Raw genomic sequence first — 23,198 nt, 5'->3', positions numbered from 1 at the left:
CTCAGGCGATTGGCAGCGCCTGTTCAACCAGGTTCTGCCAGAAACGGATGCCAATCGGCAGTAGCGCGTCGTTGAAGTCATAGCGGGCGTTATGCAGCGGCGCGGAAGGCGTTTCACCGTCTGCGCCCAGCCAGAAGTAAGCGCCGGGACAGGCTTCCATCATGCAGGCAAAATCTTCTGACGCCATCGACGGATTAACCTGCCAGTGAACCTGTTCAGCACCCAGTGTTGAGAGCGCCACCTCGCGCACCTGCTCAGCCGGTGCCACATGGTTGGCGGTGACCGGATAGCCCGGCAGCCACTCAATCTCACCGCTCACGCCAAACGGACGCGGCAGGGTCCCGACAAACTCATTAATCAGCCCGCGCACTTTTTCGCGCACGCTGGTCTGCAGGCAGCGCACCGTGCCGCGTAAGACAATCTGCTCCGGGATGACGTTAATCGCTTCACCACCGTGAATCTGCGTCACGCTGACCACGGCTGACGCCAGCGGCGAGAGCCGGCGGGACGGAATGGTCTGCAGCGCCAGAATCAGCTCGGCCGCCACCACCATCGGGTCGGCACCGCTTTCCGGCATCGCCGCGTGGCAGCTTTTGCCGTGCAGCGTAATTTCAAACGAATCCAGCGACGCCATCATCGCGCCAGGGTTGACCGCCAGTGAGCCAAGCGGCAGTCCCGGCCAGTTATGCATGGCGTAGATCGCATCCATCGGAAAACGCTTGAACAGCCCCTCTTCCACCATTTTGCGTGCCCCGCCCAGATTCTCTTCGGCAGGCTGAAAGATGAAATGCACCGTGCCGCTGAACTGACGTGTGGCGGCCAGCTGGCGGGCGGCAGCCAGCAGAATAGCGCTGTGACCATCGTGTCCACAGGCGTGCATCACGCCTGGCGTCGCAGAACGCCACTCGGCATCACCTTTTTCCGTAATCGGCAGCGCATCCATATCTGCACGCAGCCCGATAACCGGGCCGGGACCATTTTCCAGTGTGCCGATGACGCCGGTGCCCGCCAGGCCACGGAACACCTGCAATCCCGCCCGCGCTAATTCTTCCGCAATAAACTGGCTGGTTTGCTGTTCCTGGTAACCTAATTCGGGGTGGCGATGAAACTCACGACGCCAGCGCAGGGCATCTTCAAGCAGGGCAGGGGAAAGGGTCATGCAGAGTCGCGCTCCATACAGAATGAGAAGATTTCACTTTAGTGGTCGGGTGATGCGGCGTCTATCGCCGTCAGGACTAAATCTGGCTATAGGCTAAATCAAAATGGAATAAGTAATAAGGAAGTGATGTTTATGCCAGAGGGTAAGAATGGAATCGCGGGGGAAAACGGGGCAAGCTGCTGCTCGCCCCGGTCAAAGGATTACTTCTGCATCGGCAGGTTCAGGCCATGTTCAGCCGCGCACTGCTGTGCCAGCTCATAACCCGCGTCGGCATGACGCATCACACCGGTGGCCGGGTCGTTCCACAATACGCGACCCAGACGCGCATCAGCTTCTTTGCTGCCGTCACAGACAATCACCACACCGGAGTGCTGTGAGAAGCCCATGCCGACACCGCCGCCATGATGCAGGCTGACCCAGGTTGCGCCACCTGCGGTATTCAGCAGCGCGTTAAGCAACGGCCAGTCTGAGACCGCATCCGAGCCATCTTTCATCGCTTCGGTCTCACGGTTAGGAGAGGCGACCGAGCCGCAGTCGAGATGGTCGCGGCCAATCACGACCGGCGCTTTCAGCTCGCCGTTACGCACCATTTCGTTAAACGCCAGACCGGCAAGATGCCGTTCACCCAGTCCCAGCCAGCAGATACGGGCAGGCAGGCCCTGGAAGGCGATGCGCTCCTGCGCCATATCCAGCCAGCGATGCAGCGTTTTATGGTGCGGGAACAGCTCTTTGAGTTTCGCATCGGTCTTGTAGATATCTTCCGGATCGCCCGAGAGCGCCACCCAGCGGAACGGGCCTTTGCCTTCGCAGAACAGCGGACGGATATAGGCTGGCACAAAGCCAGGGAAATCGAACGCGTTGCTGACACCCTCGTCCAGCGCGACCTGACGAATGTTGTTGCCGTAATCCACGGTCGGGATGCCCATATGACAGAAGTCGAGCATCGCCTGGACATGAACTGCCATAGAAGCACGGGCTGCTTTCTCAACGGCTTTCGGCTGTGAGACGCGCTCCTGCTGCCAGCGCGCCAGATCCCAGCCAATCGGCAGATAGCCATTAATCGGGTCGTGCGCCGATGTCTGGTCAGTCACGATGTCCGGCTTCGGCCCGCCCGCCTGGGCGCGTTTCACCAGCTCCGGCAGGATCTCAGCGGCATTGCCTAGCAGGCCGACCGAAATCGCTTTTTTGGCGGCGGTGGCTTCGCTGATTAACGCCAGCGCTTCATCCAGCGTGGTGGCTTTGTAGTCGACGTAACGGGTACGCAGACGGAAATCGATGCGCGACTCCTGGCACTCAATCGCCAGCACACAGGCCCCGGCCAGTACACCCGCCAGCGGTTGGGCGCCGCCCATGCCGCCCAGCCCGGCGGTGAGGATCCAACGGCCACTCAGGTCATTGTTATAATGCTGACGGCCCGCTTCCACGAAGGTTTCATAGGTGCCCTGCACGATGCCCTGCGCACCAATATAAATCCAGGAACCGGCGGTCATCTGGCCGTACATCATCAGACCCGCTTTATCCAGCTCATGGAAGTGATCCCAGGTCGCCCAGTGCGGCACCAGGTTGGAGTTTGCCAGCAGCACGCGCGGCGCATCCGCGTGGGTGCGGAAGATGCCGACCGGCTTGCCGCTCTGGATCAGCAGCGTCTCATCCGGCTGCAGCGCCCGCAGCGAACGCAGGATCTGCTCGAAGCATTCCCAGTTGCGTGCTGCCTTACCGATGCCGCCGTACACCACCAGATCTTCCGGACGTTCGGCGACATCGGGATCGAGGTTGTTCTGAATCATGCGGTAAGCCGCTTCAATCAGCCAGTTGGCGCAGTGCAGTGTAGTACCGTGTGGTGCACGAATCTCACGTGCCACAGCCTGAGAAAGAGTTTCGCTCATGAAGGATTCCTTAATTCAAGAAGTTGGGCGCATGCTCGGCAGCAGCGCGGTCAATGCCTGAGGCCAGTCAGCGCGACTTGCCCACTGACGCATTGCCTCGATATCGGGTGCCAGCAGACGATCTTCCTCAAGGAAGGCGACCTGCTCGCGAATGGTGTCAATGGCCTGCTCAATCAGCGTGGAGCTTTTGAGTGGCCGGTTAAATTCAATGCCCTGCGCGGCGGCCATCGCCTCGATGCCCACTACGGCGGCGCTGTTAAAGCACATGCTGCTGAGACGGCGGGCGGCGTAAGTCGCCATGGAGACGTGGTCTTCCTGATTCGCTGAGGTGGGCAGACTGTCGACGCTGCCCGGATGGGCCAGCGATTTGTTCTCAGAAGCCAGCGCGGCGGCGGTGACCTGGGCGATCATAAAGCCGGAGTTTACGCCGCCGTCACGCACCAGGAAGGGCGGCAGGCCGGATAAGCCGCTGTCCAGCAGCAGCGCCAGTCGCCGTTCAGAGATGGCACCCACTTCGGCAATTGCCAGCGCCAGGATGTCAGCGGCAAAAGCCACCGGCTCAGCGTGGAAGTTGCCGCCGGAGATCACATCGCCGCTGTCGCTGAATACCAGCGGGTTGTCCGAGGCGGCGTTCGCTTCGATTTCCAGAATTCGCGCCGCGTGGCTGACGTTATCCAGGCAGGCGCCCATTACCTGGGGCACGCAGCGGATGGAGTAGGGGTCCTGAACACGGCCACAATGGGTATGCGACTGCAGAATTTCACTGCCCTCAATCAGGGTGCTGACGGCTGCCGCGACGGCAATCTGGCCCTGCTGGCCGCGCGCCTTGTGGATGCGGGCATCGAACGGTTTCAGCGAGCCTTTGATCGCTTCCAGCGACAGCGCACCGGCCATCAGACCGGCGGCAAACAGGTTTTCACACTCGAACAGGCCACGCAGCGCCAGCGCAGTCGAAACCTGGGTGCCGTTGAGCAGCGCCAGGCCCTCTTTGGGACCGAGCACAAACGGCGACAGGCCCACGCCTGCCAGTCCCTCGGTTGCCGGGATCAGCGTGCCATTGACCCGCACCTGACCTTCGCCCAGCAGCATCAGCGACATGTGCGCCAGCGGTGCCAGATCGCCAGAGGCGCCGACCGAGCCTTTTTCCGGAATGCAGGGCATCACGCCCGCGTTGAACAGCGCCAGCAGCGCCTCAACCAGTTCGATACGCACGCCAGAGTGACCGCGCGCCAGGCTGATGATTTTGGTGGCGACCACCAGGCGGGTGACATTGTCAGGCAGCAGATCGCCCAGACCCACGCTGTGTGACAGCACCAGATTGCGCTGCAGATCCGCCAGCCGGCTGGCCGGGATTTGCGTCTGTGCCAGCTTGCCAAAGCCGGTATTAATGCCATACACCACGTTGCCGGAGGCGACAATCGTCTCCACGGTCTGCTGCGCCGCCGCAATTGCCTGACGCGCACTGTCGTCAAGACTCAGCGTGACGTTACCCTGATAGATAGCGCGTAATGTGGCGAGGTCCACCTCGCCGGGCACCAGGCGCAATGCCTGAAACGAACCTGACATAGTCTACTCCTGTCTATACAAGTGTGCTGGCAAGGCTAAGCTGCTTTCCATGCCCTGAACCAGCGGAATAATGCGAGTGAAACATAAGCGTTAATTCTTGTCTATGCTTGTCTATACAATCAAACAGACTAAGCAAGTGCCGTGCCAGACCGATCACAAAAATCGAATGTCCACCTGGCGCGGGTGGCGGGTTAAACGCGACGGAGCGAGTGCACCATCAGGATGCGCAGACTGCACCAGTGGGGCACGGCGCGCGCTACTGGATGTATATACATTCACGCAGTGAGACAGTAAACTTAAGGGACTTTCAGCATAAGGAACAGCAAATGGTCGAGCATACGGCACTGGCACAACTGGCGGCGGCAATGAGCGATGAACCCGCCCCGATTTATCAGCGGGTGAAGCAGGCCATCGTCAGCCAGATCCGTGAAGGGTTGTGGAAAGCGAATCAGCGTGTGCCATCAGAAAGTGAACTGGTGAATGAGCTGGGTGTCAGCCGCATGACGATTAACCGGGCGCTGCGCGAACTGACCAGCGAAGGTTTTCTGGTGCGGATGCAGGGTGTCGGCACCTTCGTGGCGGAGATGAAAGGCTATACCGCTATGCTGGAGGTGCATAACATCGCCGATGAGATCGCTCAGCGTGGCCATCAGCACAGCTGTAAAATTCTCGCCATCGGTCAGGACAAAGCCGATCCTGAGCAGGCCGCCGTGCTGGGGCTCACCACCGGACAGACGCTCTACCATTCGCTGATTGTGCATTACGAAAATGATCTGCCGGTGCAGCTTGAGGACCGTCTGGTCAATCCGCTGGTCGCGCCCGATTACCTGACGCAGGATTATCAGCAGATGACGCCCTATACCTATCTGATGCGGGTCGCGCCGCTGACGGCAGGCGAGCACATTGTTGAAGCGGTGCTGCCCGATGCGCGTCAGCGTAAACATCTGTCGCTGGATGAACATGAACCCTGCCTGCTGATTCGCCGTCAGACCTGGAGCGACACGAAAATCGTCACCTATGCGCGACTGCTCTATCCCGGCTCACGTTACAAACTGCTGGGCCGCTTCAGGGGACACGGTTAAGAGCCGAGCCAATCAGGCTATTTTATTTGACAGTCTGAACCTGGGCAGTGCTCACACAGGCTGCTTTAGCAACCTGAACGCCCTGAAGTGCGGCCCTGAAGGGGCGAGCACAGCGAGTAATCCTCACGTACTACGTGTACGCCTGCTTGTTCCGCGCTGTCCGTGCCCAGACTACCTGCAACAATTACGCCTACCGGGATAGGCTCTAAGCCGGGTAAACAGCAGCCGGGCATCCGGCTCGCACGGGCTGAGTTGTGTTTCTTCATCGACCCACCACGCGCCCTGTTGCGCGGTCAGCCTTTCCCCGTCAGCGGTCTGCCACGCCCCCGCCAGCACCCAGGCGAGGCCGTGCAGACTACTGACCGGCGCGGTAACTACCTCAACTATGGCCTGCCATTCACCGCGCCGGGTCATGATATTAAAATCTTCGCTGACGCTACCCTGCAGCTGCGCCGTTAAGGCAAGTTCTCCGGCAAACGCCCACGGCTTTTGCGGGGTTAAAAGGTGCTGCACGCCGGGCGCGGTTAACAACACCGGATCGCCATGCAGCAGGGTAATCACCCGATCGATGTCCGGAAAGGCGGAAAAGGGACCATCCTGCGCCAGGGTTGCAATGCTGGCGCGCCAGCCGAAATGCTCAGCGCCGGGCGGGAAGCTGATGATTTCGCGGGTTTCGCCGCCGCCGTTGCGCCAGCGGCTGACCGCCAGATCGTCGTACGTGAACCGGGCGATCATCGCAGCGCCGCCATCGCCTGAGCAAAGCGTGCAGCACACGCCGCCTGCTGCGGATGCACCCCATCTTCAACCACGGCCTTACCCGCCACATAAACGTCCCGAATCTGATCGCGCTGTCCGGCAAACAGCCAGCGGTTCAGCACGGCGTGGGACTCAACGCTGCCGAGCCATGCCTCATCGCGCAGCACCAGCCAGTCGGCACGTTGTCCCACCGCCAGCGCGCCCTGCTGAATGCCGCACGCCTGGGCACCGCCCGCCGCGGCCTGCTGCCACAGCAAATCGCCCACCGAGGGCTGGCCGGGCAGGGTAATCCGGTTGCGACGCTGGTCGCGCAGCCGCTGCGCATACTCCAGCCAGCGCAACTCTTCCTGGGCGCTCAGCGAGACGTGACTGTCGGAGCCGATGCCCCAGCGTCCGCCCTGCGCGATATACTCCACCGCCGGAAAAATGCCGTCGCCGAGGTTGGCTTCGGTGGTCGGACAGAGACCCGCTACCGCGCCGCTGCGGGCGAGGCGTGACAGTTCATCTTCATCCAGATGGGTGGCGTGGATCAGGCACCAGCGCGCATCCACCGCAAAGCGGTTCAGCAGCCAGGCTACCGGACGCTCGCCGCTCCACGCCAGCGAGTCATTGACCTCTTTCTGCTGTTCAGCCACATGAATATGCACCGGCAGTGCCGGATCGCTGGCCGCCAGCACCTCATTCATCTGGCTTTCGCTTACTGCCCGCAGCGAATGGAAACAGAGGCCACGGTTCAGCAGGGGCCGCTGCCGCTGCCACGCATCCAGCCGCGCCTGCTGTTGCAGGTAGTGGTCAGTCTGCTGGATAAAACGCTTCTGACCCGCCGCCGCAGGCTGGCTGCCAAAACCGCTGTAGCTGTAGAGCACCGGCAACATTGTCTGGCCGATACCGGCAATCTCCGCCGCTTCAATCAGCTGTTGCAGCATCGCGTCATCGCTGTAGGGCGTACCGCTGGGATCGTGATGGAGATAGTGAAACTCTGCTACCTGGGTGTAGCCGCCTTTCAGCATTTCAATGTAGAGCAGGGCGGCAATATCACCCACCTGCTCTGGCGTCAGGCGCTGCACCATGCGGTACATCAGGTCCCGCCAGGTCCAGAAGCTGTCCTGTGGATCGCCCGCCACTTCCGCCAGACCCGCCATCGCCCGCTGGAAGGCGTGCGAGTGCAGGTTGGCGATGGCCGGGATCACCTCGCCGTTGAGGCGGATAGCCTGATCGGCGTGGCTGTCCGGAGAAATGGAGTCGATAAAACCGGCCTGATTGACCGTAATACGTACCTGCTGCTGCCAGCCCTCCGCCAGCAGTGCGCGCGGGGCAAAAAAAGTCGCCATGGTTGATCCTCATCGGATGTGGTTGTATATACATATACATACTTTGAGGCACAGTGTAAACGGCGGAGGCATGAGGCAGCGATGACAGAAGAGATGCGCGTAGAGGCGGTGTGGACGGGGGCCGACCTGGTCACCATGCGTGACGGAAAGTACCATCTGATCCCACAGGGCGCACTGGTGGTGCGGGCGGGCAGGCTGGTGTGGGTCGGGCCTGAAGCGGAGATGCCCGCCTTCGTCGCCGATCGGCATCATCGTCTGCCAGGCGGTATCGTGACGCCGGGGCTGGTGGATTGTCATACTCACCTGGTGTTTGGCGGCGACCGCAGCCAGGAGTTTGAACAGCGTCTGAATGGCGTCAGCTACGCAGAGATTGCCGCGCAGGGCGGAGGCATTCTCTCCACCGTGCGCGCCACCCGCGCGGCGACTGAAGAGGAGCTGGTGGCCTCGGCCCGCTGGCGACTCGACCGCCTGCTGGCTGAGGGTGTGACCACCGTGGAGATTAAGTCCGGCTATGGTCTGGATGAAGAGAGCGAACTGCGGATGCTACGGGCGATTCGTCAGCTGGGAGAGAGCGTGGCCGCAGATGTCCACGCCACCTGCCTGGCGGCGCACGCCTTTCCGCCGGAGTTTAAGCACGACCCGGATGGCTGGGTCGGTATCATCTGCGACCGTCTGCTGCCGCAGGTGCAGGCGCTGGGGCTGGCGGATGCGGTGGATGCCTTCTGCGAGCATCTCGCCTTTTCCCCGGAGCAGGTGACACGGGTGTTTGACCGGGCCGTCGCGCTGGGTATGCCGGTGAAACTGCATGCAGAACAGCTTTCCGCGCTGGGCGGTGCTGCACTGGCGGCCCGCTATGGTGCGCTTTCAGCTGATCATCTTGAATATGCCACCGAAGAGGATGCCAGGGCGATGGCGCAGCATGGCACCGTGGCGGTGCTGCTGCCCGGTGCGTTTTATCTGCTGCGCGAAACCCAGCGTCCGCCGGTGGATCTCTTCCGCCGCCACGGCGTGCCGATGGCGCTGGCCAGCGATGCCAATCCCGGCACCTCGCCTGCGCTGTCGCTGCGACTGATGCTCAATATGGGCTGTACGCTGTTTGGCATGACGCCGGAAGAGGCGCTGGCGGGCGTCACCCTGTGGGGGGCAAAAGCGCTGGGGCTGGCGGAGAGTCACGGCTCGCTGGAGGCGGGTAAAGTGGCAAACTTCGTCCACTGGCCGCTGGCACGTCCGGCAGAACTGGTTTACTGGCTGGGTGGTGAACTGCCCTGTACCGTTATCTATCGTGGAGAACCGCAATGAACCCTTTCTATTTTTCCCAGGGCAGCCTGCCGCTGCTGGTCAGCATTCCCCACGCCGGTACTGAACTGACGCCTGAGGTGGACGCCGGATTGAGCGAGGCCGCGCGTGGCCTGCCTGACACCGACTGGCATATCCCGCTGCTGTATGATTTTGTGCGTGACCTCGGGGCCAGTGTGTTAATCGGCCGCTATTCCCGTTTTGTAGTCGATCTTAATCGTCCGCCCGATAATCAGCCGCTCTACACCACCGCCACCACCGGCCTGTTCCCGGAAACCCTGTTCGACGGCACGCCGACCTTTGCACCAGGCAAAACGCCGGATGCCACGGCGCGTCAGGGCTACATCGATCAGATCTGGCAACCTTACCATCAGCAGATTCAGCAGGAGCTGGCGCGGCTTAAAGCGCAGCACGGCTATGCGCTGCTGTTTGACGCGCATTCCATCGCCAGTGAAATCCCTCGCCTGTTTGAGGGGCGGCTGCCCGATATCAACATTGGCACTAACGACGGCGCGAGCTGCACGCCTGCCATGAGCGCGGCGATTGAGGCGGTGTGTGCGGCCCAGACCGACTACAGCTGGGTGCTCAACGGCCGCTTTAAAGGCGGTTACATCACCCGCGCCTATGGCCAGCCACAGCAGCAGATTGAGGCTGTTCAGCTGGAGCTGGCGCAGCTGAACTACATGGATGAAACCCCGCCTTATGCCTGGCAGCAGGCGCGTGCCGCAGGGTTACAAAAAGTGTTAAAGGCGATGATTCACGCCATGCTGGCGCAGGCCAGACCGCAATAAATCTGCGATGCGCCGCCCTGGTGCAGCGCTGCGCTAATCGGGTGCAGGTGAGAGCAGCCTGTCTGGCTGCTCCCTTGTTTCCGCCTCCATTCGTCGCTTTTGCAGAGCTGGCATAACCTTTGCTTGGTTGTATGTACAAGTGCTGCAGCGCGTGCTCAATCTGAATAAATCCCGTCTGGCTCACAAAATGATAAAGCCGGCAATGAACTGCACTGCGTTAACTTGTATATACATGACATATCATCCTGTGAAATTTATGTTAAATCTTGCAGGGCGATCACCAGGCCGCTACTTTCAGGAGAACCGTATGACGCACCCTCTGACCCTTCGTCGTTTATGTCTCACTACGCTGGTTTCCAGTCTGCTGCTCTGTGGCGTCAGCGCCCAGGCTAAAGAGTGGAAGTCGATCACCATTGCCACTGAAGGCAGTTATGAACCCTGGAACCTCACCCTGCCGGGCGGCAAGCTGGGCGGTTTCGAACCGGAGTTGATGGCGGATCTCTGCCAGCGCATGGCGATTCAGTGCAAGCTGGTGGTGCAGAACTGGGATGGCATGATCGCCGGACTGAATGCCGGGAAATATGACGTGATCATGGATGCGATTGTGATTACACCCGATCGCAAAAAAGTGGTGAATTTCACCGTGCCTTACGCCTCCACGCCCGCCACCTTTATCACCGTGAAAGGGTCACTGCTGCCCGCCGACAGTAAGATCGTCAAACTTACCGACGATGAAAAAACCATAGCGCCTGCCATTGCACCCCTGAAAGCCGCGCTGAAGGGCAAAACCATCGGTATCGCCTCCGGCACGGTCTACACGCCGTTTATCGACAAATACTTCAAAGATGTGGCGGATGTGCGCGAATACACCAGCTCAGCCGATGCGATCCTCGATTTGCAGGCCGGACGCATTGATGCGGTGTTTGATGATGTGACCTTTGCACAGTCGATGCTGGCGCGACCGGATAACCGTAACCTCAGTTTCAGCGGTCCGCAGCTGGGCGGTCCGATCTGGGGTGAGGGCGAGGCGTTGGGCGTGCGAATGGCAGACAACGATCTGAAAGGCCGGCTGGATCAGGCGATCAAAGCCGCGCTGGCCGACGGCACAGTGAAAAAGCTGAGCGAGAAGTGGTTCAAAACTGACGTCACACCCTGAGAGAGGTAACGGATGATAAGCCTGCTGAGTTTTGGCCCGGACGGCTGGGGACGGTTGATTCTGAGTGCCACGCTGACCACGCTGCTGCTGTCGTTTGCCGCGCTGCTGGTTGGCGCGGTGGTGGGGTCGGGCGTTGCTGCCGCGAAGTTATCGCCGCACCGGGCGGTGCGCTGGCTGGGGGAAGGTTACTCGGTGATCTTCCGTGGCATTCCTGAGCTGCTGGTGATCTACCTGTTCTACTTCGGCGGATCGGGGTTGATCACGCAGATCGGACAGCTGTTTGGCGCGGACGGCTTTATCGAAGCGCCGCCATTTCTGATCGGGGCGCTGGCTATCGGGCTTATCTCCGGCTCTTACCAGGCGGAAGTCTACCGCGCCGCACGACTGGCACTGGCGAAAGGGGAGATTGAAGCCGCTGTCGCGATTGGCATGCCGCGCTGGCGCATCCGGCAACGCATTCTGCTGCCGCAGGTGGCGCGCTATGCGCTGCCCGGCCTGTCAAACGTCTGGCAGATGAGCCTGAAAGATTCGGCGCTGGTGTCGGTGACCGGCATTGTCGAGCTGATGCGGGCCAGCCAGATTGCGGCCGGTTCGACCCGTGACTACTTCTCCTTTTACCTGGTGGGCGGAGCCTGTTACCTGCTGCTGACGCTGCTGTCGAACCGCGCCTTTCTGCGCGCCGAATCCCGTCTTGGCCGCGCCTGGCAAAGCCGCACCGCTGCGCAGCATTAAGGAGACTTATGATCGATTTTGCGTTCCTCACTGACACCTTCCTTAAACTCAGCGCTGCACTGCCGGTCACGCTGGGCCTGTTTATCAGCGCGTTTCTCTGCGGAGGCGTGCTGGCAGTGGGTATTCTGGCACTGCGCATGAGCCGCTGGCGGGTGCTGAGTGCATTTGCCCGTGGTTACATTCTGGTATTTCGCGGCTCGCCGCTGATGATTCAGCTGTTCCTGATCTACTACGGTCTGGGGCAGTTTGGCGTAATCCGTCACAGCGTCTTCTGGCCGTTCCTGCGAGAGCCTTTTACCTGCGCAGTGCTGGCACTGTCGCTCTGTACCGCTGCCTACACCGCGGAGATTCTGCGTGGCGCGCTGCTGGCGGTGCCGCCCGGTCAGGTGGAAGCGGGAATGGCCTGCGGTATGTCGCGCGGGCTGCTGCTGCGACGGATTATCGCGCCGGTGATGCTGCGTTACGCGCTGCCCGCGTACTCTACCGAAGCGATCCTGCTGGTGAAATCGACCGCGCTGGCCAGCCTGGTGACGGTCTGGGATGTCACCGGGGTAGCGCAGCAGATCATTCAGCGCACCTACCGCACCATGGAAGTGTTTCTCTGTGCGGCGGCGATCTACCTGATCCTCAACTTCATTATTGTTCAACTCTATGCCCTGCTGGAGCGGCGTCTGACGCCGGTACATAAACCGGAAAAAAAGCCGTTACTGACCGCTAAGCCGATTACCGGAGGAGAGAAAAATGTCTGAACTGCAACCCGTCACGCTGTCGGCCAGCGATATCCATAAATCTTTTGGTGCCATGGAGGTGCTGAAAGGCATCTCGCTGCAGGCGCACAAGGGCGATGTCATCTCCATTCTTGGTGCTAGCGGCTCGGGAAAAAGTACGCTGCTGCGCTGCATTAACCTGCTGGAGACGCCCGATTCCGGCGTGGTCAGCGTCGGCGGTGAAACTATTGAGATGAAGCGCCATGCACGCGGGCATCAGCTGGCGGCCAATCCGCGTCAGATTGAACGGCTGCGTTCCCGACTTGGGATGGTGTTTCAGAGCTTTAACCTCTGGTCACATCTCACCGTGCTGCAGAATGTCATTGAAGGGCCGCACTACGTGCTGAAGCGCGATAAAAAAGCCTGCATCGCCCAGGCAGAACAGCTGCTGGATCGGGTTGGTCTGCTGAACCGCAAAGACTTCTATCCTGCCCAGCTTTCGGGAGGTCAGCAGCAGCGGGTGGCAATCGCCCGTGCGCTGGCAATGGACCCGGAGGTGATGCTGTTTGATGAGCCGACGTCAGCACTCGACCCGGAACTGGTGGGCGAGGTGCTGAAGGTCATGCGCAGCCTGGCGGAAGAGGGGCGCACCATGCTGGTGGTCACTCACGAGATGGGCTTTGCCCGCAACGTCTCAAACCGGGTGGTATTTATGCATCAGGGCACCATTGATTGTCAGGGCACGCCAGAGGCGATGTTCGGCGAGGCGGGATCGACGCGCTTTAAGCAGTTTATCTCCAGTCATCATCAGGTGGAGCCGGTGGTATGAGTGACGTGACGAAGCAGACGCGGGTCTGGGGCGAGGGTCCGCTCAAATGGCAGGAACTGGTGCAGGTTGCCCGGCACGGTGCCACCCTGATGCTGAGCGACAGCGCCTGGCAGCGCATCGCCCAGAGCCGTGAAATCGTCGGCAACATCGTGGCGGCGGGGCAGGTGGCGTACGGTATCAATACCGGGCTGGGAGCGCTCTGTAACATCACGCTGTCTGAAGATGAGCTGGGCCAGCTGTCGCGCAATACTCTGATGAGCCATGCCTGCGGCGTCGGACCGGTGCTGAAAAAAGCGGAGGTGCGCGCCATTCTGTGCGCCGCGATTGCTAACTACAGCCACGGCAAATCGGGTGTCTCAGTGGCGCTGGTGCAGCAGTTGCTGGCGCTGCTGAATCTGCAGATTACGCCACAGGTGCCGTCGCAGGGATCGGTGGGCTATCTGACCCACATGGCGCATATCGGCCTGGCGCTGATTGGTATTGGCGAGGTGGAGTGGCGTGGCGAAATCATCCCCGCGCAGCAGGCGCTGGAACAGGCGGGGTTAGCCCCTTACCGGCCTGGCGCAAAAGAGGGGCTGAGCCTGGTTAACGGCACGCCCTGCATGACCGGCTTAGCCTGTCTGGCGCTGGACGATGCCGAACGTCTGCTGGACTGGGCGGATGTGACGGGCGCAATGAGCTTTGAAGCGCTGCGAGGCCAGCTTGTCGCATTTGATCCGGAGGTGCTGGCGCTCAAGGCCAGTCCGGGGATTCAGCGCAGCGGCGAACGTCTGCGCCAGTTGTTACGTGACAGTCCGCTGCTGAACGCGAGCGTCGGCATCCGGACTCAGGATGCGCTGAGCCTGCGGTCAATGCCGCAGGTGCACGGTGCCTGCCGCGATCAGTTCGACCATGCCGCCCGTCAGGTGGAGACCGAACTCAACGCCTGTACCGACAACCCGCTGATTCTGGGCACGCCACAGGCCTGGCGCGTGGTGTCGCAGTCACATCCGCACGGTGAGTCGGTGGCGATGGCCTGCGACCTGCTGGCGATTGCGCTGGCGGAGCTGGGCAGTATTGCCGAGCGACGGCTGGATCGGCTGGTCAATCCGCTGGTCAGCGGCCTGCCGCCGTTTCTGGTGGCGGAGCCTGGCGTCAATTCCGGCATGATGATTGCGCAATATGTGGCGGCCTCGCTTTGCGCGGAAAACCGTCAGCTGGCGCAGCCTGCGGTGCTCGACAACTATGTGACGTCGGGATTACAGGAGGATCATCTGAGCCTCGGCACCGGGTCGGCGCTGAAACTGCTGAAGCTGGTCAGCAATGTCGATCACATTATCGCGATTGAGTATCTGCTGGCGGCGCAGGCGCTGGAGTTTCACGGTGAATCACAGCTGGCAGTGGGCACGCGGCGCGCCTGGCAGCTGTTGCGGCAGGTGGTTGATCGCTGGCAGCAGGATCGCTGGCTCGCTCCCGACATTGCCCGCGCGGTGGCGCAGATAAAAGCGCACCGGGCCGATGCGCTTATGGAGTGAGGATTATTTGCGGCGGGCGTCCGGACGGACTAAATCAAAGCGCTGCGCTTCACTGATCCCGTAATAGGCACTGGGTCCGCCCGCGCGCAGAATCGGCTCGGCTTTCGCGGTCTGATAAATGCCCTCTTCAAGCAGCGATTCATCGATGTGAATCGCCACCGCTTCACCCATCACCAGCCAGCTGTCGAGCAGGTTAGCGCTGGCATCCTGCAGCTGAATCAGCTGCGTCAGGCGGCACTCGAAGTTGACCGGGCTTTCCGCCACCAGGCTGGCGCTGACCTGTGAAGCGGCCAGCGGCGTTAGCCCGGCAAAGGCGAACTCATCCTGATCGGCAGGCAGCGAGGCAGAACTTTCATTCATCGCTTCGGCCAGCGGACGGGTCGCCAGGTTCCAGACAAACTCTTTGGTCTCTGCAATATTCCGCACGCTGTCTTTCCAGCCGCTGCTGGCGAAACCGATAATCGGCGGATGATAGTTGAAGCAGTTAAAGAAGCTGTAAGGGGCCAGATTGTGCTGACTGCTGGCGCTGACAGAGCTAATCCAGCCAATCGGGCGCGGCCCGATGATGGCGTTCAGCGGATCGTGCGGCAGTCCGTGACCAGCACGGGGTTGATAGGAATAGCGTTTCCGGGTCATAACGTCTCCAGCAGATGATTTTATTTATCTTAGCCCGACAGCATCACCCGACGGAATCGGAAAGAGGTAAGCGGATGGTGCGGGTTTATTTTCCGCCGCCTACAGCGTATTGTACGCGCGCCTGAATAATTGAGAGAACGTATGAAAAAGTCAGCCAGCACGTCGCCCTTCCACGCCCGCAATCGCCATCAGGGCGAATACGATTTTGCCGCGCTAACCGCTGCCCATCCGCCGCTGGCGGCGAAAGTCCGGCCTAACGGTTATGGCGTGCAGTCCGTGGATTTCGCGGACCCGGAGGCGGTGATGCTGCTGAACCAGGCGCTCATCAAACTGTTTTATGACATCGACTGGCAGCTTGCCCCCGGCTCACTCTGCCCGCCTGTGCCAGGACGCGCCGATTATCTTCACTACCTGGCCGATCTGCTGGCGCTGGACAACAACGGCGCGATCCCGGCAGCGGACGTGCTGGATATCGGCTGCGGCGCAAACTGCATCTATCCGCTGATTGGTGCGGCGGAATATGGCTGGCGCTTTACCGGCACCGAGATAGATGAAGCCGCCATCAAAGCCGCTAACCGCATTGTCGCAGCCAATCCGCGCCTGACGCGTCAGATCCGTCTGCGTCGTCAGAAAAACAGCGATGCGGTGCTGGCGGGCGTGGTCAGTAAAAATGAATTTTTCAGCGCGGTGATGTGTAACCCGCCGTTCCACGCGTCGGCGGAAGAGGCGTCCTCGGGATCGCAGCGTAAAGTGCGCAATCTCGGGCTGGATAAGAGTGCGCCACTTAACTTTGGCGGGCAGCACAATGAGCTGTGGTATCCCGGTGGCGAAAAGGCGTTTATCGGCAAGATGATCGCCGAGAGCGTGGCGTTTGGTCGCCAGATTGGCTGGTTTACCTCGCTGGTGTCTCGCAAAGAGAATTTACCGGCGCTGGAAAAACAGCTGCAGGCGCTCGACGTCGAAGAGGTGCGGGTGGTGAATATGGCACAGGGTCAGAAGCAGAGCCGCTTCCTGGCGTGGAGTTTTATGCCTGCCGCACAGCGCAGCAAGCTGCTGAGTCGCCTGGGGAACTGAGGCATCTCATTACGCAGGTAACAGGAATCTATCTGCTGAGAAAAAAGGACGGGCTGCGATGCGGCCGTTTCAGACTGCTGACAAACCCAATCAGGGTTGCTCTGGCAGCAACACATTAGCTAATAGCGCAGGAAACACGGGCAGAGGAGGAAAGCGTCCCGCGCCATGGACAAAAACGCCGGGAGCGTTTTTGAACAACGCAACGCGTTGGTCCGGCAACGGGCGCACCTCAGGGATGAGGTGCGTAATCGCGCGGGCCGAGCGACCAGGGATGGTTTAAGCGACTTTCCGATCTGCCCGTGTTCCCTTCGCAGGGTCGGTCTCACAGCTGGGCAGGGCAGACTTTGCCAACAATCAAAACGGGCCGCTAAGCGGCCCGTTTTGATCAGGATACGTGCTGCAGGAATTCGCGCAGACGTTCGCTGGGGGGATTGCTGATCAGGCTATCGGGATCGCCATCTTCCGCAATCCGGCCTTTGTCGATAAAGATCAGACGCGAGGCGACCTTCTGCGCGAAGCCCACTTCGTGCGTCACAATCACCATCGTCATGCCTTCTTCCGCCAGATCCTGCATCACTTTCAGTACCTCGTGACGTAACTCCGGGTCCAGCGCAGAGGTTGGCTCATCAAATAGCATCATCTTCGGCTTCACCGCCAGCGCACGGGCAATCGCCACACGCTGCTGCTGGCCGCCGGACAACTCGGACGGGAAGTGATGCGCACGCTCTGCCAGACCTACTTTGCCCAGCAGCTCTCGTGCCAGCTGGCGTGCTGACTCTTTGCTGGCACCGCGCACCCGGATAGGACCGAAAGCGACGTTGTCCAGCGCACTCATCTGTGGGAACAGATGAAACTGCTGAAACACCATACCCGCTTCCTGACGGATCAGGCGGTCGTCGACTTTCGGGTCGTTAACGCGCAGGCCATCAACAATCAGCTCGCCGCTGGTGATCTCTTCCAGCTTGTTAATGCAGCGCAGCAGCGTCGACTTACCGGAACCGGATGGGCCGATAATCACCACCACTTCGCCCTGGTTAATCTTCAGATCGATATTGTGCAGCACCTGGGTCTGGCCAAAATGCTTGGAGACATCTTTAAATTCAATCACAGGATTTTCACCCTTTTCTCAATGCGGCGCAGCACAAAGCTCAACACCAGCGTAATCACCAGATAGATGATCGCGACGGCGCTCCAGATCTCCAGAGCGCGGAAGTTACCGGCAATAATCTCCTGACCCTGACGTGTCAGTTCAGCCACGCCGATAACGATAAACAGTGAGGTATCTTTGATGCTGACAATCCACTGGTTGCCCAGCGGCGGCAGCATACGACGCAGTGCCAGCGGCATAATCACGTAGCGCAGCGTCTCGCGGCTCGACAGGCCAAGCGCCAGTCCGGCTTCACGGAATCCCTTGTTGATCGACAGCACGGCACCACGGGTGATCTCGGCAATATACGCGCCGGAGTTAATCATGATGGTCACCACGGCGGCGGTGAAAGGATCAATACGCAGGTCAGGGAATGCCATCGGCAGCGCAAAGTAAATAAACATCACCTGCACTACAATAGGTGTGCCGCGGATAATCTCGATAAACACCAGTGCGATGTTATTGGTGATCCAGCCACCGTAAGCGCGGGCAAAACCTGCCACCAGCCCGATAAACAGGCCGCCAACCAGGCCAATGATTGAGATAATTAAGGTCAGTTTGGCGCCTTCGAGCAGCGCTGGCATGGCGGGCCAGATGACGCTCCAGTCAAACTCCATGGTGTCACTCCAGATATGTTGCGATGGAAAAAAGCAGGGAAAAAGTTTCCCTGCTGAAATCAGATAACGGGCAAATTATTATTTAGGTTCGGTGCCGAACCATTTTTTATAAAGCGTGTTGTAGGTGCCGTTCTCTTTCAGGGTTTTCAGTGCGCCGTTTACCTTCTCACGTAAATCGTCGCTGCCTTTCGGGAAGGCGATGCCATACTGCTGCGCTTCAATCGAATCGCCTACCGCTTTAAAGCGGCCTTTACCCGCGGTGTGGATGAAGTACAGGATGTTTGGCGTGTCATGCAGCACCGCGTCTGCACGGTTGGTGCCCAGCTCCATGTAGGCGCTGTCGATGTTCGGGAACTGACGCAAATCTTTCGATTTGATGTTGGCTTTGGCGTATTCCACAGAGCCGGTGCCGCTTTTCACTGCGACGACTTTACCGTTCAGATCGCTGATGCCTTTGATGTTGTTTTCATTGTTACGCACCATCACCTGCAGACCGCTTTTGTAATAGCCATCAGAGAACTCGATCGCTTTTTTACGTTCTTCGGTAATGGTGATACCCGCCAGTGCCAGATCGACATTGCGCGTTTGCAGTGCAGGGATAATGCCGCTGAAGTCCATTGGCTTCAGGGTGTAATCGAGCTTCAGCTCTTTCGCAATGGCATCCCACAGATCCACATCAAAACCGACATATTTGTCACCCTGTTTGAATTCAAACGGAACAAAGGCGGTATCGGTAGCGACGACCAGCTTCTTTTCTGCTGCGGTGGAAGAGAGGGAGAAGGCCAGCGCCAGCGCGCCCACAGAAACTTTTAACAGTGACTTCATCATTTTTCCTTTTTTACTACCAGGCGGCAGGGCCTGCGTTTGCGGCTTGTCATATGAAAGAATTATGCCAACTTTGCAAAATTCGCGAAATCAGAGAGTTAAATAACACAGCTGACACGATTTTGCAGTTAATTCTGCCATTGCACCTTATTGGTGCTCAACTTTGGTGCAGATAACTGTTTTGGTGCAAGCGGTAGTGTGCCTCAGATGTTAAGGCTGTGAAGCGGGGGAGGGAAGAACTGTTAACAGGGTCATAAAATTGCGGTAACACAGACGTAAAAAAGGCGGGTTTCCCCGCCTGATTGAGTGCAATACGTGTTATTCAATGTTGGCTTCGATGAACCACAGGAATTTGTCCAGATCGCGTGATGCCGCAGTAAAGATGTCAGCAGTATCTTCGTCTTTCACTTCTGAAATCGCTTTACGGGTATCGTTCGCCACAACACTGTAACGGTCTGCCAGCGCTTTCAGATGATCCTGCACACTGTGGATATTCAGCGGATAGCTTTTAAGCGGAGTCTTGTCATTCACAACCTGCGTGGTGCCCAGCGCCACGCCACCCAGCTGAACCACACGCTCGGCAATGGTGTCCTGATGGTCAGTAATCGTGGTGCGGAAGCCATCCAGCATCTCGTGCACGCCGATGAAATTAGCACCGCGCATGTTCCAGTGCGCCTGCTTGGTGATCAATGACAGGTCAATAAACTCGACTACCAGACGGTTCAACACCGCGATGGTGGCTTTCTTCTCATCTTCGGCCACGTCGTTGCGGGTATAAATCAGGTCAGAAGATTTCGTTTTAACCAATTTAGCGGTACTCATCGTTTCAGTCCTCTCTTTGATGGTTGTCCTAATCAAGTACCGGATAAGTATAGCAGCGCTTTTCAGCTTTGCAGAAATGACTTTGACGATGGATGAAATAGCGTGCGTCTTTATTAAAGGCCGGGCTGGGCGAGTAAGGTTAAAGCTATGTTAAAATATAACTGTTATTAAATAGCCATTTAAATCATAACGTTATCATCAGTTGTAAATTACAGGTAAGTGACTGTTTCAAAATAGGATGAGCCGTAAAGCGCAGCGGTTAAGAATAATTATCATGATGAGCATGATTGTTATTTCGCCCGCCAGCGTGGCGGGCTGAAATCGCTTATTTATGCCTGTCGTCTGATAATTCAACGCTGCTTAACTGACTCTTTTTCGGACGCATAGTCAGTGTTGAACCGGCTGAGGCGATGATGATGGCCAGCAGCGCCAGCCACTGAAGCCCGGTCAGCGTTTCCCCCAGAAACAGCATGCCGGAAAAGGCGGCCATGGCGGGTTCAAGACTCATCAGCGTGCCGAAAATGCGCGCCGGTAAGCGGGTGAGGGCGATCATCTCCAGTGAATAGGGAATGGCGCTGGAAAGCAGCGCGACCAGCAACGCGATCGGCATAACCGCCCATGTCCAGATGCCGCTTTCGGCGAACGTCAGCCCGAGCGGCACAAAAATGACCGAGGCGATCAGCGAACCGATGGCTACGGTTGCGGGGCCATGCTCTGCACCTGCCCGTTGTCCCGCCAGGATATAGATCGCCCAGCAGGCACCTGCACCCACTGCCAGCGCTGCGCCCAGCGGGTCAATCGCGGTCATGTCTGTACCAAACGGCAGCAGGAACCACAGGCCAATTACCGCCAGCAACACCCAGACAAAATCCAGTGGCCGGCGCGATCCAAACAGCGCCAGCGCCAGTGGGCCGGTAAACTCCAGTCCCACCGCCACGCCCAGTGGCACGGTACGAATCGCCAGATAAAACGTGAAATTCATGGTGCCCAGAGCCAGTCCATACATCAGCAGGGGCAGACGCTGCTCCCGGCTGAAGCGTAAACGCCAGGGCTTGAAAATGACGCAGAGTATCAGGGTACCAAAACCCAGGCGCAGTGCGGTAATCCCGGTGGCACCTACAGAAGGAAACAGGCTTTTTGCCAGTGAAGCGCCGCCCTGCAGCGACAGCATCGCAATCAGTAGTACGGCAATCGGCATGACTATCGGGGCAAGATTTTTGGAAGCGGGAGAGGCAGACATCCTGTGTACTTTTCCTGGTCAAAAACGTAATGAGTCAGCCAGTGTAAAGGAAATAGCGGGCAAAGAATCACGGAATCGCGTTTTAAACCTGACTTAACTGAGCAAATTTTGGCCAGAATCAGGGCCATTTAGGTAAAGAAATGTCAGGATTTTTTAGGATTTAACTTAAAGCACGAAATGAGCACGAAATGATTATTGCAGAAAGACGACGGATTTTATAAGAAAAATGAATGACATAGGATGTCGTATTAACTTCCTGTTACACCAAACTTTCTGTTAGACAACAAAATCCGGGCAGAGTTTCTCGCTATTTTTTGTTATATTTTCAGCGTTGTCAGGAGAGAAGTATTTTCACATTTGAGGTGGTTATGAAAAAAATTGCATGTCTTTCAGCATTAGCCTGTGTACTGGCAGTATCTGCAGGTTCAGCAATGGCACAGAGCACCGTAACTGGTGGCTATGCTCAGAGCGACTATCAGGGCGTGGCTAACAAAGCTAACGGCTTCAACCTGAAATACCGCTACGAAGACGGTTCTAACCCACTGGGTTGGATCGGTTCATTCACCTACACTGAAAAAGATCGTACCGAAGCTGGCATCTACAATAAAGGCCAGTACTACGGTGTGACCGGTGGTCCAGCTTTCCGTCTGAACGACTGGGCTAGCATCTACGGTGTTGTGGGTATCGGCTACGGTAAATTCCAGCAGAACGATACTGCATCACGCGCTAAAACTGATTCAAGCGACGTAGGCTTCTCCTACGGTGCAGGTCTGCAGTTTAACCCAATTCAGGACGTTGCGCTGGACGTTGGTTACGAGCAGAGCCGTATCCGTAACGTTGACGTTGGCACCTGGATTGCTGGCGTAGGTTACAGCTTCTAAGTTTAGCTTAGCTGACCTGCAAAAAAACGGCCCCTTGTGGGCCGTTTTTTATTGTGCTGATTTTACCCCGCTCGCCTTTCACCCCGAACCGATCTCCGATGGCTTCTGCTATCCACAGCCGATAACCAGCCGTAGCTGTTAATACCGTAAGGCATACAGGTTTCGTGGGCAAAAAAGAAAAGGGATGAAGCAAGAGGGAAGTGAGCCTCTCAGCCGCTGGCTGAAAGGCGCTGAATCAGGATTAGCCGCGCCAGATCAGATTCTGGCAGCGACGATCGGCAGGCTTATGGCCCAGCAGCTTTTCAATCAACATCAGACGCAGTGTGAACGGGGAACGCGTCAGCAGGCACAGCCAGGATTTCATCTCCGTGGTTGTTTTTTTCTCAGCCTGGAAGCATTTGCTGCAATCTAAGCAACATTTCAGGGTGCTCATAGAATCACCTCCCAATCATTGTCGACGCGGTAGTCAGCAGCCTGCGGTGAGAAACGTCATCACACCGGCGCAACAGAGGATCAACCGGGATCCCGCTTTTTGCTGCTTACATTATCAACAAATATAGCACTGGCTATATTGTTTAGCCAAGCCTAATGACGAAAAATTTGAGCTTCTTTGCGGCTGGTTTACAATGAGCGCAGCTAAATCCGTATAGCAGTGCCAATACGGGAAATAATAATGAGGAAGCTGAATGAGTCGTCGTGCTAAAAGCGTGGTTTCTGCGCCAAAAGGACCACTGAAAGATATTGAAGAGCATGTCGAAGGTTTTCGGCAGGTGCGTGAAGCGCATCGTCGGGAATTAATTGATGACTACGTTGAGTTAATCTCTGATTTGATTGGTGAATTTGGCGAGGCGCGTCAGGTCGATATGGCGGCCCGCCTGGGCGTTTCGCAACCGACCGTGGCGAAAATGCTGAAGCGGCTTGGCAGTGCCGGGCTGGTTGAGCAGGTGCCTTACCGCGGTGTTTTCCTGACCGGTGAAGGCGAGAAGCTGGCAGAGGAGAGCCGCGCCCGTCATCATATTGTTGAAAGTTTTCTGCTGGCGTTAGGCATCAGCCCCGAAACGGCCCGACGCGATTCAGAAGGTATTGAGCATCACGTCAGTGATGAAACGCTGGCTGTATTTAAGAAGTTCTCCGAAACCCGTTAACGCTAA

At 58.2% G+C, this 23,198-nt stretch carries 23 protein-coding genes; 11 read left to right on the top strand and 12 right to left on the bottom strand.

The genetic code is table 11. From position 1 onward, the window contains the following. Nucleotide 1 precedes the first annotated feature (1 nt). The 3 genes from EGO56_RS13240 to hutH all read right to left on the bottom strand — a co-directional run bounded on the left by EGO56_RS13240 (nucleotide 2) and on the right by hutH (nucleotide 4,611). Nucleotides 2–1,159, bottom strand: a complete 1,158-nt coding sequence (locus EGO56_RS13240; protein ID WP_135909606.1) for a M20 aminoacylase family protein — start codon at nucleotides 1,157–1,159, stop codon at nucleotides 2–4. 200 nt (nucleotides 1,160–1,359) lie between these two features. Further along, nucleotides 1,360–3,045: a urocanate hydratase gene (gene hutU, locus EGO56_RS13235; RefSeq protein ID WP_013357234.1), complete on the bottom strand. Its 1,686-nt coding sequence runs from the start codon at nucleotides 3,043–3,045 to the stop codon at nucleotides 1,360–1,362. Nucleotides 3,046–3,060: 15 nt separating this feature from the next. Next, a complete protein-coding gene (hutH, locus tag EGO56_RS13230) occupies nucleotides 3,061–4,611 on the bottom strand; it encodes a histidine ammonia-lyase (RefSeq protein ID WP_135909604.1) in 1,551 nt (516 codons plus the stop codon). Nucleotides 4,612–4,937: 326 nt separating this feature from the next. Here hutH and hutC point away from each other — a divergent pair, with 326 nt between their 5' ends. Then, a complete protein-coding gene (gene hutC / locus EGO56_RS13225; RefSeq protein ID WP_013357236.1) occupies nucleotides 4,938–5,693 on the top strand; it encodes a histidine utilization repressor in 756 nt (251 codons plus the stop codon). 171 nt (nucleotides 5,694–5,864) lie between these two features. On the opposite strand, the gene EGO56_RS13220 is transcribed toward hutC, so the two are convergent. Further along, entirely contained in the window at nucleotides 5,865–6,428 is a 564-nt protein-coding gene (locus EGO56_RS13220; protein WP_135909602.1) for a HutD/Ves family protein, read from the bottom strand. Then, nucleotides 6,425–7,780 carry a formimidoylglutamate deiminase gene (locus EGO56_RS13215; protein ID WP_135909600.1) on the bottom strand — a complete coding sequence of 452 codons (1,356 nt, stop codon included), beginning with the start codon at nucleotides 7,778–7,780 and terminating at the stop codon, nucleotides 6,425–6,427. The genes EGO56_RS13220 and EGO56_RS13215 overlap by 4 nt, the downstream gene beginning before the upstream one ends. A gap of 81 nt (nucleotides 7,781–7,861) precedes the next feature. On the opposite strand from EGO56_RS13215, the gene hutI reads away from it, so the two are divergent. The 7 genes from hutI (at nucleotide 7,862) to EGO56_RS13180 (ending at nucleotide 14,805) form a co-directional block, all read left to right on the top strand. After that, complete coding sequence (gene hutI / locus EGO56_RS13210; protein WP_135909598.1) at nucleotides 7,862–9,079, top strand: imidazolonepropionase; 1,218 nt, start codon at nucleotides 7,862–7,864, stop codon at nucleotides 9,077–9,079. Then, on the top strand, nucleotides 9,076–9,867 hold the full coding sequence (gene hutG / locus EGO56_RS13205; RefSeq protein ID WP_135909596.1) for an N-formylglutamate deformylase: 792 nt from the start codon (nucleotides 9,076–9,078) through the stop codon (nucleotides 9,865–9,867). The genes hutI and hutG overlap by 4 nt, the downstream gene beginning before the upstream one ends. Before the next feature lie 307 nt (nucleotides 9,868–10,174). Then, nucleotides 10,175–11,023, top strand: coding sequence for a transporter substrate-binding domain-containing protein (locus EGO56_RS13200; RefSeq protein WP_110331590.1), 849 nt, complete (start codon nucleotides 10,175–10,177; stop codon nucleotides 11,021–11,023). Nucleotides 11,024–11,035: 12 nt separating this feature from the next. Continuing rightward, complete coding sequence (locus tag EGO56_RS13195) at nucleotides 11,036–11,755, top strand: ABC transporter permease (RefSeq protein WP_013357242.1); 720 nt, start codon at nucleotides 11,036–11,038, stop codon at nucleotides 11,753–11,755. Between the two features lie 8 nt (nucleotides 11,756–11,763). Next, a complete protein-coding gene (locus EGO56_RS13190; protein WP_107319453.1) occupies nucleotides 11,764–12,504 on the top strand; it encodes an ABC transporter permease in 741 nt (246 codons plus the stop codon). Continuing rightward, nucleotides 12,497–13,291, top strand: coding sequence for an ABC transporter ATP-binding protein (locus EGO56_RS13185; protein ID WP_013357244.1), 795 nt, complete (start codon nucleotides 12,497–12,499; stop codon nucleotides 13,289–13,291). Before EGO56_RS13190 ends, EGO56_RS13185 begins: the two co-directional genes overlap by 8 nt. Continuing rightward, on the top strand, nucleotides 13,288–14,805 hold the full coding sequence (locus EGO56_RS13180) for an HAL/PAL/TAL family ammonia-lyase (protein ID WP_135909594.1): 1,518 nt from the start codon (nucleotides 13,288–13,290) through the stop codon (nucleotides 14,803–14,805). The genes EGO56_RS13185 and EGO56_RS13180 overlap by 4 nt, the downstream gene beginning before the upstream one ends. Before the next feature lie 3 nt (nucleotides 14,806–14,808). On the opposite strand, the gene EGO56_RS13175 is transcribed toward EGO56_RS13180, so the two are convergent. Further along, on the bottom strand, nucleotides 14,809–15,441 hold the full coding sequence (locus tag EGO56_RS13175; RefSeq protein ID WP_135909592.1) for a flavin reductase family protein: 633 nt from the start codon (nucleotides 15,439–15,441) through the stop codon (nucleotides 14,809–14,811). 141 nt (nucleotides 15,442–15,582) lie between these two features. On the opposite strand from EGO56_RS13175, the gene rlmF reads away from it, so the two are divergent. Then, nucleotides 15,583–16,515, top strand: a complete 933-nt coding sequence (rlmF, locus tag EGO56_RS13170) for a 23S rRNA (adenine(1618)-N(6))-methyltransferase RlmF (RefSeq protein WP_135909590.1) — start codon at nucleotides 15,583–15,585, stop codon at nucleotides 16,513–16,515. 385 nt (nucleotides 16,516–16,900) lie between these two features. Here the strand turns inward: rlmF and glnQ are convergent, their stop codons facing one another. The 5 genes from glnQ to rhtA form a co-directional block, all read right to left on the bottom strand. Continuing rightward, complete coding sequence (gene glnQ, locus EGO56_RS13160) at nucleotides 16,901–17,623, bottom strand: glutamine ABC transporter ATP-binding protein GlnQ (protein ID WP_009091231.1); 723 nt, start codon at nucleotides 17,621–17,623, stop codon at nucleotides 16,901–16,903. Further along, nucleotides 17,620–18,279, bottom strand: coding sequence for a glutamine ABC transporter permease GlnP (glnP, locus tag EGO56_RS13155; RefSeq protein ID WP_013357248.1), 660 nt, complete (start codon nucleotides 18,277–18,279; stop codon nucleotides 17,620–17,622). Before glnP ends, glnQ begins: the two co-directional genes overlap by 4 nt. A gap of 78 nt (nucleotides 18,280–18,357) precedes the next feature. Beyond that, the gene (gene glnH, locus EGO56_RS13150) at nucleotides 18,358–19,104 is read right to left on the bottom strand and encodes a glutamine ABC transporter substrate-binding protein GlnH (protein WP_135910582.1); all 747 of its coding nucleotides are present in this window, start codon (nucleotides 19,102–19,104) and stop codon (nucleotides 18,358–18,360) included. A 318-nt stretch (nucleotides 19,105–19,422) separates the two neighbouring features. Next, nucleotides 19,423–19,926: a DNA starvation/stationary phase protection protein Dps gene (dps, locus tag EGO56_RS13145; protein ID WP_013357250.1), complete on the bottom strand. Its 504-nt coding sequence runs from the start codon at nucleotides 19,924–19,926 to the stop codon at nucleotides 19,423–19,425. Nucleotides 19,927–20,251: 325 nt separating this feature from the next. Beyond that, on the bottom strand, nucleotides 20,252–21,166 hold the full coding sequence (gene rhtA / locus EGO56_RS13140; protein WP_033731969.1) for a threonine/homoserine exporter RhtA: 915 nt from the start codon (nucleotides 21,164–21,166) through the stop codon (nucleotides 20,252–20,254). A 368-nt stretch (nucleotides 21,167–21,534) separates the two neighbouring features. Here rhtA and ompX point away from each other — a divergent pair, with 368 nt between their 5' ends. Beyond that, nucleotides 21,535–22,047: an outer membrane protein OmpX gene (gene ompX / locus EGO56_RS13135; RefSeq protein WP_013357252.1), complete on the top strand. Its 513-nt coding sequence runs from the start codon at nucleotides 21,535–21,537 to the stop codon at nucleotides 22,045–22,047. A 241-nt stretch (nucleotides 22,048–22,288) separates the two neighbouring features. On the opposite strand, the gene EGO56_RS22655 is transcribed toward ompX, so the two are convergent. Then, nucleotides 22,289–22,480 (bottom strand): hypothetical protein, encoded by a 192-nt coding sequence (locus EGO56_RS22655; protein ID WP_033782439.1) that lies wholly within the window; start codon nucleotides 22,478–22,480, stop codon nucleotides 22,289–22,291. Between the two features lie 253 nt (nucleotides 22,481–22,733). On the opposite strand from EGO56_RS22655, the gene mntR reads away from it, so the two are divergent. Then, a complete protein-coding gene (mntR, locus tag EGO56_RS13125; protein ID WP_010254350.1) occupies nucleotides 22,734–23,192 on the top strand; it encodes a manganese-binding transcriptional regulator MntR in 459 nt (152 codons plus the stop codon). The last annotated feature ends 6 nt before the right edge of the window (nucleotides 23,193–23,198 follow it).

The organism is Pantoea vagans (genome assembly GCF_004792415.1).
GTDB classification, from domain to species: domain Bacteria; phylum Pseudomonadota; class Gammaproteobacteria; order Enterobacterales; family Enterobacteriaceae; genus Pantoea; species Pantoea vagans.
The sequence above is the reverse complement of the archived record's forward strand: the minus strand, read 5'-3'. Positions and strand labels throughout refer to the sequence as shown.

Excerpts from the sequence above, each read along its gene's own strand:
- EGO56_RS13190 (WP_107319453.1), top strand. The coding sequence starts at position 11,764 with ATGATCGATTTTGCGTTCCTCACTGACACCTTCCTTAAACTCAGCGCT.
- rlmF (WP_135909590.1), top strand. The coding sequence starts at position 15,583 with ATGAAAAAGTCAGCCAGCACGTCGCCCTTCCACGCCCGCAATCGCCAT.
- EGO56_RS13185 (WP_013357244.1), top strand. The coding sequence starts at position 12,497 with ATGTCTGAACTGCAACCCGTCACGCTGTCGGCCAGCGATATCCATAAA.
- rhtA (WP_033731969.1), bottom strand. The coding sequence starts at position 21,166 with ATGTCTGCCTCTCCCGCTTCCAAAAATCTTGCCCCGATAGTCATGCCG.
- EGO56_RS13215 (WP_135909600.1), bottom strand. The coding sequence starts at position 7,780 with ATGGCGACTTTTTTTGCCCCGCGCGCACTGCTGGCGGAGGGCTGGCAG.
- EGO56_RS13175 (WP_135909592.1), bottom strand. The coding sequence starts at position 15,441 with ATGACCCGGAAACGCTATTCCTATCAACCCCGTGCTGGTCACGGACTG.
- glnH (WP_135910582.1), bottom strand. The coding sequence starts at position 19,104 with ATGAAGTCACTGTTAAAAGTTTCTGTGGGCGCGCTGGCGCTGGCCTTC.
- hutC (WP_013357236.1), top strand. The coding sequence starts at position 4,938 with ATGGTCGAGCATACGGCACTGGCACAACTGGCGGCGGCAATGAGCGAT.
- glnP (WP_013357248.1), bottom strand. The coding sequence starts at position 18,279 with ATGGAGTTTGACTGGAGCGTCATCTGGCCCGCCATGCCAGCGCTGCTC.
- EGO56_RS13220 (WP_135909602.1), bottom strand. The coding sequence starts at position 6,428 with ATGATCGCCCGGTTCACGTACGACGATCTGGCGGTCAGCCGCTGGCGC.
- dps (WP_013357250.1), bottom strand. The coding sequence starts at position 19,926 with ATGAGTACCGCTAAATTGGTTAAAACGAAATCTTCTGACCTGATTTAT.
- EGO56_RS13180 (WP_135909594.1), top strand. The coding sequence starts at position 13,288 with ATGAGTGACGTGACGAAGCAGACGCGGGTCTGGGGCGAGGGTCCGCTC.
- ompX (WP_013357252.1), top strand. The coding sequence starts at position 21,535 with ATGAAAAAAATTGCATGTCTTTCAGCATTAGCCTGTGTACTGGCAGTA.
- EGO56_RS13240 (WP_135909606.1), bottom strand. The coding sequence starts at position 1,159 with ATGACCCTTTCCCCTGCCCTGCTTGAAGATGCCCTGCGCTGGCGTCGT.
- hutI (WP_135909598.1), top strand. The coding sequence starts at position 7,862 with ATGACAGAAGAGATGCGCGTAGAGGCGGTGTGGACGGGGGCCGACCTG.
- EGO56_RS13200 (WP_110331590.1), top strand. The coding sequence starts at position 10,175 with ATGACGCACCCTCTGACCCTTCGTCGTTTATGTCTCACTACGCTGGTT.
- EGO56_RS22655 (WP_033782439.1), bottom strand. The coding sequence starts at position 22,480 with ATGAGCACCCTGAAATGTTGCTTAGATTGCAGCAAATGCTTCCAGGCT.
- mntR (WP_010254350.1), top strand. The coding sequence starts at position 22,734 with ATGAGTCGTCGTGCTAAAAGCGTGGTTTCTGCGCCAAAAGGACCACTG.
- EGO56_RS13195 (WP_013357242.1), top strand. The coding sequence starts at position 11,036 with ATGATAAGCCTGCTGAGTTTTGGCCCGGACGGCTGGGGACGGTTGATT.
- hutH (WP_135909604.1), bottom strand. The coding sequence starts at position 4,611 with ATGTCAGGTTCGTTTCAGGCATTGCGCCTGGTGCCCGGCGAGGTGGAC.
- hutU (WP_013357234.1), bottom strand. The coding sequence starts at position 3,045 with ATGAGCGAAACTCTTTCTCAGGCTGTGGCACGTGAGATTCGTGCACCA.
- hutG (WP_135909596.1), top strand. The coding sequence starts at position 9,076 with ATGAACCCTTTCTATTTTTCCCAGGGCAGCCTGCCGCTGCTGGTCAGC.